This window comes from Neobacillus niacini, assembly GCF_030817595.1.
Taxonomy (GTDB): domain Bacteria; phylum Bacillota; class Bacilli; order Bacillales; family Cytobacillaceae; genus Neobacillus; species Neobacillus niacini_G.
In genome coordinates this window covers 6,074,634-6,088,984 of record NZ_JAUSZN010000001.1, presented here as the reverse complement: position 1 = coordinate 6,088,984, position 14,351 = coordinate 6,074,634, and the positions used below count along the sequence as shown (strand labels likewise).

The window sequence follows — 14,351 nt, the reverse complement described above, 5'->3', positions numbered from 1 at the left end:
AATTGTCTATATACAGGTTTTTATTCAGATAGTACACCTACAGTGTTTTCTGCAAAATCTTGAAAAGTCTTTTTGTAGCTATGTTTATTTACCTTTGCATAAAGAGCTGTATAAACAATATTAAAAGAAAAAGCAAGTACGATAAAGACGTTTGTAATAAATGGGTTAGTTAATCCCAAAATGTTGATTGCTAACACTTTATCTATGTTAAAATATAAGTAATTTTTTCATAAGAGGTAAGTGTTGTCTCTTTCCCCAAAATAGAGATAACAAGAAGGAGGAAGAGCAATTGAACAACGAAGTGATTCAAAAAGCAAAGTTGGTAAAAGAAGCTAGTGTTAGTCTACAAGGTAAAACAACTCAACAAAAGAATCAAGCACTACAAGCCATTTCAGAACAACTATTAATAGATCAAGCTTATATTTTAAGTGAAAATGAAAAGGATATACAAGAAGCGAAAGAAACGAGTATATCAGCTTCGATGCTGGATCGTTTAACCTTGAATGTAGAGCGTATTCAAGCGATGTGTGATCAAATTGAGTTAGTCGTATCATTACCAGATCCAATCGGAGAACAGCTAGAACAATTTAATAAAGAAAACGGTCTAGTTATTAGCAAGCGACGTGTACCGCTTGGTGCGTTAGGGATGATTTATGAGGCTCGTCCTAACGTAACAATTGATGCAGCAGCTTTATCTTTAAAAACAAGCAATGCCGTATTATTACGAGGTTCAGCTTCAGCTAAATTTTCAAATCGTGCATTAGTAGCTTCTATTCACAAAGCTTTACAACGAGTATCTTTCCCAGAAAACGCCGTGTTATTAATTGAAGACACATCTCGTGAAAGTGTGAAAGAATTGTTCCATTTAACTGAGTATTTAGACCTTTTAATTCCACGAGGCGGGAAAAATTTAATTGATTTAGTTGTAAATGAAGCAACTGTACCTGTTATTCAAACTGGCGCTGGCAATTGCCATGTATATGTAGATGTAACAGCTCAATATGAGATGGTTGTACCCATTATTTTAAATGCGAAAACGCAGCGTCCGTCTGTATGTAACTCGATTGAAAATTTACTATTACATCAAGATTTCTTTAATGAGTATGGGAAAGAAATTTTAGAGGCATTAGCAGATGCGAATGTGGACATTTACGGAGATGAAAAGGTGTGCGAAGTTTTCCCGAAAGCGACCCTAGCTACAGAAGAACATTACGCAGAAGAATTTTCAGATTTATTGATCAGCATAAAGGTTGTAGATACTGTAGAGGAAGCTATTGCTCACATCAATCAATTTGGTACACAGCATTCTGAATGCATTATTTCCGAGGATGCTACAAATGTAGAGCGATTTTTAAATGATGTGGATGCAGCCGTTGTCTATCACAATGCATCAACGCGATTTACAGATGGTTTTGAATTTGGATTTGGTGCTGAAATTGGCATTTCTACACAAAAATTGCATGTAAGAGGACCAATGGGAGTACCTGCATTAACAACAACAAAATTTTATGTGCAGGGCAATGGTCAAATCCGTGAATAATTAGTTTAAGTTATGAGGCTTTAGCATTATCCATATGTAATAGAAGTTTTTAACATACAATTTCCTTTCGTTTAGATTTTTCTAATGGTCTAATTAAAGTTCAAAAGTAAACTCGCTCATTATCATTCTAATGAGTGAGCTTTTTCATTCTATATGCTACTGAAACTACTTTTATTTAACAAACTCACCTCTTTAATAAAAACAAAAACGCACCTAAAGTGGTGTTTGGTAACATTGCATAAAATGCTTTGATTCAATAATATGGACCGATTATTGAATAAGAACTAAAGACATTCTTCCACTAAACTGCCAGTTAGTTCAATAACAAATCAAAATCATGCTTTAATAGAGCATAAAAAAAGCGACTTTTCAGCCGCAGATAAACTAAATTATTTTATTAGTGATTTATTTTTAACTAACTGTTTATAAACTTTCCGGTATTCTTCATCCCTAAAGTTATAAACATACACAAATTTCATTATCTGACTCTTTAAAGAATCCGACTAACATTAGATAAGCATGTTTAGTCTTTATGGATAGATCATTTTTACCATCTATCTTAATATGAAAAGGTACTTGTGGAATTGGTATCCTCTTATCCAATAAAGCAAACTTTTGAGAAAGCATAACAGCCCAAGCACCTTTACCAGTATACTTACTTCCCATATCATCAATATATCTTACCCTGTCAAAGTTTTTATACAGTAAATCTAAAATTTTCAATACATATTCCTTGTCTTCATCTGCTTTAGGATTCATTACTTGACCTATTTTCGTATCATAAACAAATTCATACTGTTTCATTTTTAACAATAATTCTCTTGGTTCAATACTCATTTGATCCCCTCCTATGAAAAATCACTTCGTCTTTTGACTTCAATTTAACAACCCACTATAAATCTATATTCCTATGTCCCGTAATAAATTCTAATTAAGAAAAAAGGGGAACTGAATATCAGCCCCCACTAAACTGCACATGCTGCTTTGTTTTTACAGTGATTACATAACCCCATCTTCTTTTTCTTACCATATAACTTGCAATATACACCGCACCCTTTACAAGCTACTAGTTTTTTGCCATTCAATTTAATTTTAATTTCCATTAATATTGCCTCCTCTAAGTTGTTTATATAAAACCCTTATCCTAGACTGCATTCCCTACCTGTTTCAATACATTAAGGATAAGAGGGCTTACCTGAATTAAGACGTACCCAAGACCAGCATTTTGTATCATAGTCCATCCCTTATCGGCTCTATCAAACATGAATTGAAAACATGATCCTACGATGATTACAGAAGCAATAGGGAATGACAAAGCTACAAGTATATCCACAATTGGGTCTAATACATGCGCTAAGGTACTGAGGGTTTGTTCTGACATCCATTCCTTTGCAGTTACTTCAATGGCTATTGGAGTAGTTGAAACTGGAATTGTATTGGTTGTTGCTGCTAATGCTGTTATTGCAAATCCTAATGTACCAACAGCACCCAATGTAGCAATAGGAAGTATCGCTGAAGTTGCTATTTTTGTACCTTTGCGAATAATTCTTTGTTTTCTTTCCTTTTGTTGAACTTTATAGTCACCATTCATAAATTCACCAAAGTTAATTGATTTTGCACTTCTCATATCAATCACTCCTTATTTGATGTCATTAATTGTGTAAACCCCATAAGGTAATCCCTTTAATAATTCAACTAATTTCTTTTTCCTTAGTTCTGTAGTTGTAAGCCATAATAAAGGTGGAACATGACCTAACTTACTTTCCATACTTTTATTGGTATAAAGCCCTCTGTACTTTTCAATTTTATTTCTGTTTTCTTTCATGGTCTGCTGGTAGTCTACTTCTAAAATGTGATATTTCCCATTAGCTTTAAACCATGCATCACAAACAATGCTAATTTCTCGGTCACTTAGTTTCATTTCATTTTTCCATTTAGAAGGAAAACCAGCATAGATATAAAATTGATTTCTCATAATGACATGGTTAACAAAGTTAGTTTTCTTTCTAATTTTTTCAGAAGTAACATATTCTCTGCCTTCTTTATTCAGGTAATAAATAGTGGAATAATCTTCACGATAGGATGATAGATAATTGGATAATTGTTTGAGGATTCGATTAGTATTGCGGATTGTACCTAGTCTGTGGATTCTATTTAATTGATCTCTGTCAAGATAGTCTAGTTTCTTTAACGATAAAAGAATTTGTTCTTGCCTTTTGTTCAGGGGTTTCATTTGGTAAAGCCTCCTTCTTTACATTAAAAGGTTTGATTAATTCCTCAATTACACCATTACTCATAAAAGGAGTCTGAATTATCTTTGTCTTAGTATCTTTGTAAATACCTCTCCCTGCAATGTCTGGTAAATCTTCAGCACCTTTTGTATCTAATACTGTTACCGAAGCTGTAGAACTATCTAATACATAAGATAGTCTTGAGGGGATATTTCTTTTAATTTGAGAACTTACAGCTTGCATAGAAGGATATTGAGTGCTGTAGATGACATAATAACCACTCCCCCTACCCTTACGAACAATATCAGTTATTAGTTCCATAGCTTTTGGAGTATCTGCTAAGTCTGCTGCCTCATCTATGATAAGAAAATGTCTTTGTTTTCTATTCGCTTCTGTTACATCTTCATAACCAGCATCAACAATTCTTTTATAATCAATGTTCATTTTTTCTTGTACATCTTTTAATATTTCAATAGCTTCCTCTTCATTTTTACCGAAATTGATCACTTGTTTTAGATTTTTATATCTTGTAAACGCTGCTCCCTCTTTTAAGTCAATCAAACTGAAGGATACGTGATCGGGATTCTGCAAAATTAAACTTGTTATTATTAACTTAATAACAACACTTTTACCACTACCCGGTACACCAGCAATAATAATACTTTTTCTCTTATCAAAATCATGATAAATTTTATCTTCTCGGTTAAGCCCAATAAGTACAGACCATGAATTAGGTTTAAGAAATTCTTTTTCCCATTTAATTTTTGGTGACATTGGTTCGTTATACACTCGAATTTTTAATACTCCATCATAAAACATTTCAACTTCTTTATTGTTAGTTAGTTTCTTAATTTGGATTTCTTTTAGATTAGAAATTAAATTTTTATCAAACTTTAAATCTTTAAGATAATCTTTAATGTCCTTCATTTGGAACTTAACTGATCTAGTGTTTAAACCAGCTTGAATTGCTTCCTTCTTTGATAAGTAATCCTCGAAACTTCTTCCTAAAGGGGTTCGATAACGGTACTCAACCCCACCTTCGATATTCTTCTTTTTCAGTTGTTGAGCAGTTAATGTTTGACTACCATCTTTCACATTTAGTCCACTAAGAGCAAAAATTTTATTTATTTTTTTTGAATCGTTCCCTGCCCCACTTTTTAATTTATAAGCCTTCAATGCAATACCTCCAAAAATTGTTGTTGTAACAACTTCAAAAATCATACTGTTCTATTCCTCCTTTCATACGCCACCTCTTGATAATTACATAGTAATTAGTTACACCAATCTGGAAGAGTGAAAAGAGTGTCGAAACTGTTGATACTTCAACATCTGGAATGTTCCTTGGAAAAATAGTGAGGTGGAATTTCATTTGGTATATTACATGGTATTTGATACGGATTGTCCATTATTCCACTTTTTTGCACTAGGTTTAAAATCGGGATTTTTAGACAAGACTTATAGAAAACTTGTCTAGGAGTGGGATTCAATGTTTGGGTTATTTGGATTAGGAAAACAAAGAAGTAAGTTCGGAAAATGGGTTGATAAAAAAGGATTAACCCAACAAGAAATTGCAGAGGAATCTAAAGTAGGAAGAACAACTGTATCAAATATGTGTAGTGATCCTGAATACAGTCCAAGGATTGAAACATGGGTAAAAATTCAAAAGGCATTAAAAAATATGGGTTATAATGTGAATAGAGATGATTTTTTTGATATTTAAGTTGGAGAATTTTTATTGACAGTATTAATCGTAATACACTACATATCCAATGATAATAAAGTGATGCAGCGTGGATCATTTCCTTTGAGAGGAAAATCAAAAGAACAAGTTGCCTACGAATGGTTGAGACAAATTAAAAGGGAAATGCCGTATTATGAAGAAGTTGAGAAGATACTTGCTGATGGTGAGGATATAACCGATTTGATTAAAAAACTAGAAAATACTAACATTAATTGAATGGTTACCCATTTTTATATACCCTATTAGTCCTATACATGGTATAATTTTCCCACAAATAGCAATAGGGGGTTAATTATGTCTGATTTAACAATTAATGTAAACCAAAGTTACGCTGCTCAAACAGAAGGAAAGTCTTATTTTGATGGTGGATTATTGCAATACATTGGATGGTCAATTTTAGGTGGGCTAGTGACAATTTGCACACTTGGTATCTGCTATCCTTGGGCAATTACAATGATTTTAGGTTGGAAAACTAATCATACTGTTATTAATGGAAGAAGATTGAAGTTTACTGGATCAGCTGTAGGTTTGTTTGGGAATTGGATAAAGTGGTGGGTTCTAACTGTTATTACATTAGGAATCTATAGTTTTTGGTTATTTATTGCAATGGAAAAATGGAAAGTAAAACATACTGTATTTGATAATTAAATAGTAAAAAAAAATAGCCCTCCAATTAAGGAAGGCTTTTGTTGTGGGGTAATCGTAATACATGGTTTAAATATTTTCACCTAAGATACAAAATTTATTACTGGTTTTTAAAAAAACACCTAATATTATTTTGATGTAACTTTCATTGTCAATTCAGAATAATGTACAAGTTTTATTTCCTCGTTCAGTTTTCCCTCTTCCTTTATTTCACAGTATCCAGAATCATATTGATGAATGAGAATATATTCTTTTCTTTCATAAATAACGTATGTTTTCTCCATGCTAACACACCTCGAATTATTATATAAATATATTAATTGTATTAAAATTTACTAATAAATATCTATGTCTATGGATTAAAATTTATGAAAGAATATAAAAATTGTTCAAAATTTTGTCAAATTTACTCTTTTTTAAATCCGTTTTCAAATGATAAAATTATCCCATATGTTTGTAAAATGGGAGCGAAATAGAGTGAGTAATGCGGATTTAATGAAGAAAATTGAAATTATTAGAAATAAAATGATTTCAGTTGGGATGGCTGAGGGATTCACTTCACCGAATACAATCAGACTAAGTGAAACTCTCGATAAATTGATTAACCTTAAGTTAATTTCATAACACATTACCTTAATAAATGTTCAAAAATATTTACCAATTATAAAAGATGGAGATTATCCTCAATGAAAGAAATTATTGAATTAATTAAAGATTTTGAAGGAATAATTGGAGCATTATTAGGGGTTATAGTAACTTTAATCTTAACTCAAATGCTAAAAAGTGTTGGTAAAATTAAATTTTACATTAAAGAAAATGAAATTGATTTTATTAATGCAGAACAAAATATGATTGGTGAATATATTGAGAGTAAAGTTGAAGATCGAAATGAAGCAACTAACATCAATCTAAAACACACAATTGAGATTTATAACGGTTCAGAAATCCCCAAAATAATAAGAGATGTAAAATATAGCTTCTATTATGGAAATAATTTATTACTTGCTATTGATCCAGATGATAAAAGTACCGAGAGGTATACTTCTTATAGTCATTATAGAGACAGTTTTCTAAATATCAATCTACCTCCAAAACAAATTACAAATATAGAAATTATTCAAAATATCAAAACTGAAGAAACTGAAATTGTGAAAAATTGTACTAAAATATATTTAGAAATGAATAATCATCGAGGAAAAAAAATAAAAGTGTTACTAAAAAAATTTGATTAATATATTTATCAAGCCCCCTCAATTAAGAGAAGGGCTTTTATTTATGAAGAAAATGTAATATAAAGATGAATTTGTCCATACCTTTTAACAAAAAAGGGGGGAAAATTATCTTTGTCTATAATGGAAATTTTTATTATTATAACAGTGCCAATTTGTGTCCTAATATCCTTTGGTTTGATTTTGTATGCTATTCAAATTGCTATTAAAGGATTTCGATTAAAGGATGAACAGCAATACATTAATGCTGCAATTGTTTCACTTACTAGTGCGATTATCCCATTAGGTTTGTACTTCACAATTAAGATATTCAATTTGTTTTTAAATTAAAGAGGTGTGATTTTATGAAAAAGGAAGAATCAGATATTGAGCAACTAATTGATGAAATCTTTGATAACTCAGACAGAAATAAAAAGGACTTTGATTGGAATGAATTCAATAGAAAAATTGAGGAAATTCTTGATCGTGCTGATGAAGATGATTAAAGCCCTCCAATTAAGGAAGGCTTATTTTTATTCACATAAAGCTATCGTAGTGTTGATAACTAGGAGATGTGAGCGTAAGTGCTCTCTCCTTTTATTAACCTTAATAAGTATCTAAGGATGTAAAATATCCCCCCTTCAATCAAAAACTAAAAGATCACAAGAAAAGGATAACGAACTCGCTATCCTTTAATTAAAAACGCTAAATGATTTCAAAACATTCTTTATTTCTTCTCCTGTAATTCCTATATATCGTAAAGTTATAGATGGGTGTGAATGATTTAATATTTCTTGAAGCATAGCCACGTCTTTTGTTTGCTTATAAAACCAATATCCAAAAGTTTTCCTTAAGGTATGATTTCCAACACTTTCAACTCCAGCAAATTCTGCAGCTTTATTTAATTGTCTATAAGCCTGTGTTGGAGTAATTGCCTTGTAACCTTTTCGACTCGGAAATAAACATTCACTATCAAGATTAGATGCATATTGAAATATTTCACCAAAACAATTTTCAATATAGATTTCTCTTATCTTTTGGGTTTTACCTTCTTTTACTTTTAATATCTTTTGTTTCTTGGACTTAAGTTCTACAATTTGCTGTCTCTTAAGTTTGAGAAGATCACCTACTCTTAAACCAGTTTCGCAGCCTAAAACAAAAAGAATATAATCCCGTTCACTACAATGTCTTCTTAAAGACCATTTCATATCTTCTAGTTGTTGCTTATTTCTTATCGGCTGTACATCTTTGATTTGATTGGTCATCTCTCCCACTCCTTTAAAAACAACAAAATGAATGTACGATTTTTTTACCTATTCTTATTTTATCCCATAAAATGGTTAAATTCAAGAAATTCAAAGATTTGAATGTAAGAAAATAGGTAAATTCATACATTGATGAAATGAAAAACACCTTCTTCAAGTAACCTGCACCGTTAGCACAAGAAGAAAAGCTGCCAAAATGACAGCTTCGATCTTTAACTATCGCACCCGGTAGCTTAAGTACAATTTTTCACAACCTTGCTTTCTTTGATAAAAACTGCTATCCATATTCCACTCTTTTAATAAATGCGGGTGTTTTGTAACAAACTTTTTGCTCCTAATTTCCTGTTTTTTAAACAGATAGAACAATTCGTTGCGTTTTTTTCTCTTGTCCGATTGTAAACAATGGCTTTAAATTCATGCCCTTCTTTACATTTCCACCAAACCTCTTGTGCTGATTTGGTCGTCACTTCCCAAGGGTTAAGAATTCCATTCTTCTCATAATCCCATTCTTCGACTAAGTGTGGATGGGTAAAAGCAATACTTCTACATTTCGGACAGGTGGAAGGATTTTTATTGCTTCTTGTCCGATTATAAATATGGGCTTCCCAATCGTGACCGTTCGGACATTTCCACCATATTTTTTCATGAGAACCAAAAGAATATTGTTCGGGTAATTTGCCAATATTCTTTTTGTAGTTCCATTCATTTGCTAAGTCGGGGTGTGTATGAACAAGTGTATTCTCCCCCAAATCTCTATAACAATCGGGGCATCCAGAGGGATTGATAGACTTTGTTCTATTAGATACAACTGCTTCCCATTCATGTCCTTTCTCACATCGCCACCAAACCGATTGCTTTGCTCCCCTTGGTACTTTAAAAGGAGAAAGACCGTGATTTTTTTCATAATTCCATTCTTTCATCAATTCGGGATGGCATATAGCTAAACTATTTTCCCAAGTTGTGGTTGAAATCTGACCGTAAATTGCCGTTCTTTCTGAATAAGAATCAATAATTAGAATTGAACAGAGTTTTACACCAAGATTTTTTTGAATGAAGTTAAAAATACACAAAACGGCTAGGTCAAGACTTTGAAAATATTCTTTTGAATAATGCTTATTAAAAGCATGGATAAATGTGTTAGGGTGTTCGGTCTGTGGCATTAAATTTCTTTTTTTCTCAAACTCTAAAATTCTTATCAACTTGATTCCTTGCTCTTTCAGAAACTGATTCTTTTGAAAATCTTTCTGCTTTTTATCTTGGTGATAGACCCTTCCATCATATTCAATTGCTAACTGTAAAGAAGGAATAAAAACATCCACTTCCACTTTTCCATTTACTTTATAACGGCTAACGGTATCGGGAAAAGCTCGTTTTACATACATAAATATTGCTTGCTCAGGAATTGAACTTTGAAACCCTTGTTTACATTTAATACAACCTTGTTGTTCAACTGTACGTGCTTTTACGGGCATTTGCCACTCGTGTCCTCTTTGACATTGCCACCATACTTTTTGTTGTGACCCGTAAGTAACCTCATAAGGAGTTTTTTTATTTTTGGTAGGATGCCATTCAGAAGCAATGTGTTGGTGTGTGACTGCTAAGTTATTATCTTTTCCCACTCTTTTATTACTACATTCAGGGCAACCTTGCCCTCTGTTTCGGTAAGCACATCTAGCTTCCCATTCATGACCTTTTTGGCATTTCCACCAAACTTTTTTATGAGAATTTGGTGGAATATCAAACGGTGTGAGAGAATTATTTCTTCTGGAGTGCCATTCTTGTGCCAATTTTGGATTAACCGCAGCAAGACAGTATTCTTTGCTAACTTTACTAGCCATACCAAAACTTCCTTTTATGATAATTAGAAAAATTAGAAAACGTATGAACGTACCCGTTCACACATTTATCTTACACTATTTCCTTCACTTTGGTTTAGGTCTTTATTTCTTTTCCTTAATGCGTTAAAGCTACCCGTTAGTTCAAGAAGTTATCAATCAATATTATTAAAAGTTACTGTTTAGAAAGCCCTGCTTTAGAGGCGACCCAATGAACGAATCGCATTACCTCAGAGATGATATTCACATCAGGAGAAGTAACGTTGTCGATACGCCACGACTGTGACCGTTCAACCAAGGAACGCCATGGCTCAGGAAACGTTTCAAGTGCCCATAAAATAGCATGTGGTTTACTACATATATCTCCACAATCTAACGTAAACATGACTCGACACATCGTCTCCACCACATAAGCTTTATGACTAAGGGGAAGACGCCAAGTAGGATCATCTAACTGATTTGCATAGTCTACCCAATCTCGCAAACGAACCAAGACGGCTGAATAAAGTTCCTCCACCGAAATCGGTTCAATGAGTTTCTTTGGGTCTGGTCCAATTAGGGTAATTCCATGTTCGCGAACAGTCCAACGTTCCAACACCCAGTTAATACGGTGTTCACCCCACTGTAAACCCCCACCTCTATATATGGTTGGGTGAATTTCCCCTGCTCGATAACGTTTTAGTGCATCGAGATCGATATATGCTCCCTCTAGATCTAGGGCATACTGATTTGGGAAACTTGCAAGTTGAGAATGAAACACACTTAGGTTAGCAAACTTTTCTTCTGTAATTGTGTCGTTGATTACAACTAAAAAGTCAATATCACTAGTTTTTGGATCGAAGTCACCTAAAGCGAGTGAACCACGTAAATAAATGCCTACAAGATTTTCTCCAATTGCTTCTTGGATTCCGTACAATAGATTTTGAAGAACCTCAGTCACATTATTGGGAAGATGGCTAATTGTTGTTGGAAAATTCGATAAGGTCATAATATCTCCTACAATGTTATTTTTATAATAAATTCGGTGCATAATCTGTTATTCCTTCTTTAACTAAACTGCCCGTTTGTTTAAGTACAATTCTTCACAATCTAACTTCAAACTATCAAATTGGACTAACTAATTCTACGATAGTAAACACCAATTTATGGTAAAATTACCCTATAACTTTGCAAACAGACTAGGGAGGATGTTCAAATGAACGAGCTTTTAGGAGTAAAACATATAGTAATGTCTGAAGAAACAGTAAAAGAATTCACAAGGAATTATTTAAAAGGTATCCACGATAATATTCCTAAAATCATGGATGTGTTTTTTAAATTAGGTCATTTTTTTGGGGAAACTGCTGACGTAGAAACCCATGAGGGTGCAGCACAATCAATCTGTAAATTACAATATTTGCAATCTCCATATTCTTTTTGGTTTAATATATAACCAATTTGAAAAAGGATATTATTTGGAAGCGCAGGTATTATACCGACATGTTTTAGAAGCATTTATTCAAATGAGATATTTTCATAAATATCCTACCAAATTAATAGACCATATTACCGGTTCTAAACGAATTAACTTCAGTGTTATGTTTAATGAATTCTCACCTGGCTTTTATAAATTATATTATAGAAAACATATATCTGAAGCTGTTCATGGGTTAGCTATAAAAGATTTTTATAGAGTGGATAGACTTAACAATAGGACAATAATGGGATTAGAGTTTAATGTGGATGTAGCATCATCAATTATCAATCAATTTATTCCGTTGTTATTCGGTTTTTTAAATGGCTTTACATTCTTTTTTCCTCAAAACAATTTATCTCTCAATCAGGAAGTTACAAATAATTTTACATACTCTCAAGAATGGCTGGAATATGCAATGGAATCTCATAAAATAGCTAATCCAAATTCACTAATCTGGAGTAATCATATGAAAGAATTAGTTACTTTTATTTGAACTAAGATCTTTAAACCACGATAATTACAATAGAAAATCCACAAAAACCCCTCTCACTCGAGAGGGGATTAACACCTATTAATCACGATATATAGTAAATCCATCCCCATTAAAAACTAGCTCTCGTTCTTTTAGTTCTATGTTTAGTGCTGTTTTTAGCTTTTTATTATTATTTGATGAATCCAAATTATATATGTAGATTTTCTTCATCAACTAATCTGCTCCGTTAGTACAAGAAGAGACTGCTCTTGTTGAGCAGCCGATCACGCTAGTTACAATCACGCTAATCGGTTGAATCTTCTATCTCAAAATGGGAATGCCAATTTTCATAGTAATCATTTTCAGCTTCTTTCCAAAATACAACGATTGGAAATCCACTAAAATAATCTTTTTTAACTGCTTCCTCAATCATTTCTCTTGCAGATGTTTCTCCAAAATCTCTAACAAATACCTTTTCGTCCAACGGAAATTCCCTGACTTTTAACTTTGCCATTTCCTCATTGGTATAACCTACATTATCTCTTGTCCAATACATAGCAATATCTTTACTATGTGTTATCACGACTTGAGTAAACATAAATTTAAAGTCTTCACTTATTTCATAAGCTCTTACTTCCTGATACTTTTTCATTATAATTCTACCACCTAAGGAAACAATTACCCTAATAATACCCAAGCATTGTTGAACTATACTGCTTCGTTAGTACAACAAGAAAAAAGCCGCCAAAAATAGCAGCCTTTCTTCATTTTTATGTTATATATTTATATAGCCAATTTGTTTACTCACCTACTAGTCCATCACCATCACGATCGTCCATATATTTATAGAGCCATGAATCACGCGTAATTGGCATTTTAAAGCCAGCAGCTTTGGCTTCAGAGATCGTAACACTTCCATTATGATTGGTATCCACCTTACTAACATCTTCATTACTACTTACCGTTTCGTTTGCTGGTACATTGTCTGTTTTCGGTGGGGTACTGCTCGTACCTGTCGTTTCCCCTAAATTTTTGTTCACTTCATCTGGGTTTACATTGTCAAATTCATCTTTAATGGTTCTGCCCTGAATTTTGTAAGTGAATTTATAATGGTTAGGAATTTGCGTCTGATTATTTGGATATTGAATCACTGCTACGAAATCTGTACAACCTCCTGCATCCCGAATCACTTTTTCCATATAAGCTTGATCGCCGTGCCTATTGAGAATGCTGTCTTGAGGTGTAATGTTATATGCGTTAGATACTCCCCCAAGTGAGTCAGCAATCACATGCCCTTCATCTAATTCTTGACTCTCTGTACCGGGAACCTTTGCTTCATCAGAATAGTATCTCCCAGACGATAAAACATGTTCAGTATTCTGATTTTGGAGTGTTATATTTTTTGCTTCAACACGAATTAACTGTCCGTATTCATTTGTAAAAGCCCAATATTCCCTGTCGCCATACCCGACATCCACTCTTACATTCGGCTTTCTAGAACCTGACATATCTCCTCCATCTACTACAATTAGTGTATATTTACTGTAGTCAAAGTCACCATTAACACTTGTTATCGTTGGTGTACTAGTGGCAGGAACGCTTGGACTGACTCCGCTTTCACTATTCGTTTTTTCTGCCTTTTCTTTAGCCTCAGCTACACCCTGTTCCTTTTTTTTCCCTTCTATCTTTGTTTCAGCATTTTCCTCTTTGCCAGTTGTTTCATTTGATGAACAAGCTGCAAGGAAAACTAATAAAAACGCCATAAACATGTAGGTTATTTTCTTCATGAATTATCCCCTTTTTGTAAATATCTGTATAAATACCAATACTATTATACTACTAAAACACTTCAAAAAACGAATAAATTATAATTTAAAAAGGATTCCAAGCTAAAGCTGAAATCCTTATAATCTTAACTCCAACAAATTTATATTCCCCATATGATAATCCTTAATGTT

At 32.9% G+C, this 14,351-nt stretch carries 21 protein-coding genes; 10 read left to right on the top strand and 11 right to left on the bottom strand.

Going from position 1 to position 14,351, the window contains the following annotated elements; translation table 11 throughout:
• The first annotated feature begins 289 nt into the window (after positions 1 to 289).
• Positions 290 to 1,540 carry a glutamate-5-semialdehyde dehydrogenase gene (locus QFZ31_RS29005; protein WP_307309902.1) on the top strand — a complete coding sequence of 417 codons (1,251 nt, stop codon included), beginning with the start codon at positions 290 to 292 and terminating at the stop codon, positions 1,538 to 1,540.
• Between the two features lie 456 nt (positions 1,541 to 1,996).
• On the opposite strand, the gene QFZ31_RS29000 is transcribed toward QFZ31_RS29005, so the two are convergent.
• The 5 genes from QFZ31_RS29000 to QFZ31_RS28980 form a co-directional block, all read right to left on the bottom strand.
• A complete protein-coding gene (locus tag QFZ31_RS29000) occupies positions 1,997 to 2,377 on the bottom strand; it encodes a hypothetical protein (protein WP_307309900.1) in 381 nt (126 codons plus the stop codon).
• A gap of 128 nt (positions 2,378 to 2,505) precedes the next feature.
• Entirely contained in the window at positions 2,506 to 2,643 is a 138-nt protein-coding gene (locus QFZ31_RS28995) for a hypothetical protein (RefSeq protein ID WP_307309898.1), read from the bottom strand.
• A gap of 41 nt (positions 2,644 to 2,684) precedes the next feature.
• Positions 2,685 to 3,167 (bottom strand): hypothetical protein, encoded by a 483-nt coding sequence (locus tag QFZ31_RS28990; protein WP_307309896.1) that lies wholly within the window; start codon positions 3,165 to 3,167, stop codon positions 2,685 to 2,687.
• 12 nt (positions 3,168 to 3,179) lie between these two features.
• On the bottom strand, positions 3,180 to 3,773 hold the full coding sequence (locus QFZ31_RS28985; protein WP_307309895.1) for a replication-relaxation family protein: 594 nt from the start codon (positions 3,771 to 3,773) through the stop codon (positions 3,180 to 3,182).
• Complete coding sequence (locus tag QFZ31_RS28980) at positions 3,709 to 4,992, bottom strand: FtsK/SpoIIIE domain-containing protein (protein WP_307309893.1); 1,284 nt, start codon at positions 4,990 to 4,992, stop codon at positions 3,709 to 3,711. Before QFZ31_RS28980 ends, QFZ31_RS28985 begins: the two co-directional genes overlap by 65 nt.
• A 265-nt stretch (positions 4,993 to 5,257) precedes the next feature.
• Between QFZ31_RS28980 and QFZ31_RS28975 the strand changes: the two genes are divergently transcribed.
• From QFZ31_RS28975 to QFZ31_RS28965, 3 genes are all read left to right on the top strand, one after another.
• Entirely contained in the window at positions 5,258 to 5,491 is a 234-nt protein-coding gene (locus QFZ31_RS28975) for a helix-turn-helix transcriptional regulator (protein WP_307309891.1), read from the top strand.
• 15 nt (positions 5,492 to 5,506) lie between these two features.
• Entirely contained in the window at positions 5,507 to 5,728 is a 222-nt protein-coding gene (locus tag QFZ31_RS28970; RefSeq protein ID WP_307309889.1) for a hypothetical protein, read from the top strand.
• Positions 5,729 to 5,806: 78 nt separating this feature from the next.
• Positions 5,807 to 6,160 (top strand): DUF898 family protein, encoded by a 354-nt coding sequence (locus QFZ31_RS28965; protein ID WP_307309887.1) that lies wholly within the window; start codon positions 5,807 to 5,809, stop codon positions 6,158 to 6,160.
• A 125-nt stretch (positions 6,161 to 6,285) separates the two neighbouring features.
• Here QFZ31_RS28965 and QFZ31_RS28960 read toward each other — a convergent pair whose 3' ends face one another.
• Positions 6,286 to 6,441 carry a hypothetical protein gene (locus tag QFZ31_RS28960; RefSeq protein ID WP_307309883.1) on the bottom strand — a complete coding sequence of 52 codons (156 nt, stop codon included), beginning with the start codon at positions 6,439 to 6,441 and terminating at the stop codon, positions 6,286 to 6,288.
• A gap of 193 nt (positions 6,442 to 6,634) precedes the next feature.
• On the opposite strand from QFZ31_RS28960, the gene QFZ31_RS28955 reads away from it, so the two are divergent.
• The 4 genes from QFZ31_RS28955 to QFZ31_RS28940 all read left to right on the top strand — a co-directional run bounded on the left by QFZ31_RS28955 (position 6,635) and on the right by QFZ31_RS28940 (position 7,871).
• Positions 6,635 to 6,781 (top strand): aspartyl-phosphate phosphatase Spo0E family protein, encoded by a 147-nt coding sequence (locus QFZ31_RS28955; protein ID WP_307309880.1) that lies wholly within the window; start codon positions 6,635 to 6,637, stop codon positions 6,779 to 6,781.
• Positions 6,782 to 6,843: 62 nt separating this feature from the next.
• A complete protein-coding gene (locus tag QFZ31_RS28950; RefSeq protein WP_307309878.1) occupies positions 6,844 to 7,389 on the top strand; it encodes a hypothetical protein in 546 nt (181 codons plus the stop codon).
• A gap of 111 nt (positions 7,390 to 7,500) precedes the next feature.
• Positions 7,501 to 7,716, top strand: coding sequence for a hypothetical protein (locus QFZ31_RS28945; protein WP_307309875.1), 216 nt, complete (start codon positions 7,501 to 7,503; stop codon positions 7,714 to 7,716).
• A gap of 14 nt (positions 7,717 to 7,730) precedes the next feature.
• Positions 7,731 to 7,871: a hypothetical protein gene (locus tag QFZ31_RS28940; protein ID WP_307309873.1), complete on the top strand. Its 141-nt coding sequence runs from the start codon at positions 7,731 to 7,733 to the stop codon at positions 7,869 to 7,871.
• Between the two features lie 186 nt (positions 7,872 to 8,057).
• Here the strand turns inward: QFZ31_RS28940 and QFZ31_RS28935 are convergent, their stop codons facing one another.
• The 3 genes from QFZ31_RS28935 to QFZ31_RS28925 all read right to left on the bottom strand — a co-directional run bounded on the left by QFZ31_RS28935 (position 8,058) and on the right by QFZ31_RS28925 (position 11,453).
• Complete coding sequence (locus QFZ31_RS28935; RefSeq protein ID WP_307309871.1) at positions 8,058 to 8,630, bottom strand: tyrosine-type recombinase/integrase; 573 nt, start codon at positions 8,628 to 8,630, stop codon at positions 8,058 to 8,060.
• Positions 8,631 to 8,926: 296 nt separating this feature from the next.
• Positions 8,927 to 10,468: a zinc-ribbon domain-containing protein gene (locus QFZ31_RS28930; protein WP_307309869.1), complete on the bottom strand. Its 1,542-nt coding sequence runs from the start codon at positions 10,466 to 10,468 to the stop codon at positions 8,927 to 8,929.
• 172 nt (positions 10,469 to 10,640) lie between these two features.
• Positions 10,641 to 11,453, bottom strand: a complete 813-nt coding sequence (locus QFZ31_RS28925) for an aminoglycoside adenylyltransferase domain-containing protein (protein WP_307309868.1) — start codon at positions 11,451 to 11,453, stop codon at positions 10,641 to 10,643.
• 207 nt (positions 11,454 to 11,660) lie between these two features.
• Between QFZ31_RS28925 and QFZ31_RS28920 the strand changes: the two genes are divergently transcribed.
• Both QFZ31_RS28920 and QFZ31_RS28915 read left to right on the top strand, forming a co-directional pair.
• Positions 11,661 to 11,897, top strand: coding sequence for a hypothetical protein (locus QFZ31_RS28920; RefSeq protein WP_307309865.1), 237 nt, complete (start codon positions 11,661 to 11,663; stop codon positions 11,895 to 11,897).
• A 22-nt stretch (positions 11,898 to 11,919) separates the two neighbouring features.
• Positions 11,920 to 12,414, top strand: coding sequence for a hypothetical protein (locus tag QFZ31_RS28915; protein ID WP_307309862.1), 495 nt, complete (start codon positions 11,920 to 11,922; stop codon positions 12,412 to 12,414).
• A 283-nt stretch (positions 12,415 to 12,697) separates the two neighbouring features.
• On the opposite strand, the gene QFZ31_RS28910 is transcribed toward QFZ31_RS28915, so the two are convergent.
• Both QFZ31_RS28910 and QFZ31_RS28905 read right to left on the bottom strand, forming a co-directional pair.
• Positions 12,698 to 13,045, bottom strand: coding sequence for a hypothetical protein (locus tag QFZ31_RS28910; protein WP_307309858.1), 348 nt, complete (start codon positions 13,043 to 13,045; stop codon positions 12,698 to 12,700).
• A 148-nt stretch (positions 13,046 to 13,193) separates the two neighbouring features.
• Positions 13,194 to 14,180: a DNA/RNA non-specific endonuclease gene (locus tag QFZ31_RS28905; protein WP_307309855.1), complete on the bottom strand. Its 987-nt coding sequence runs from the start codon at positions 14,178 to 14,180 to the stop codon at positions 13,194 to 13,196.
• Positions 14,181 to 14,351 lie beyond the last annotated feature (171 nt).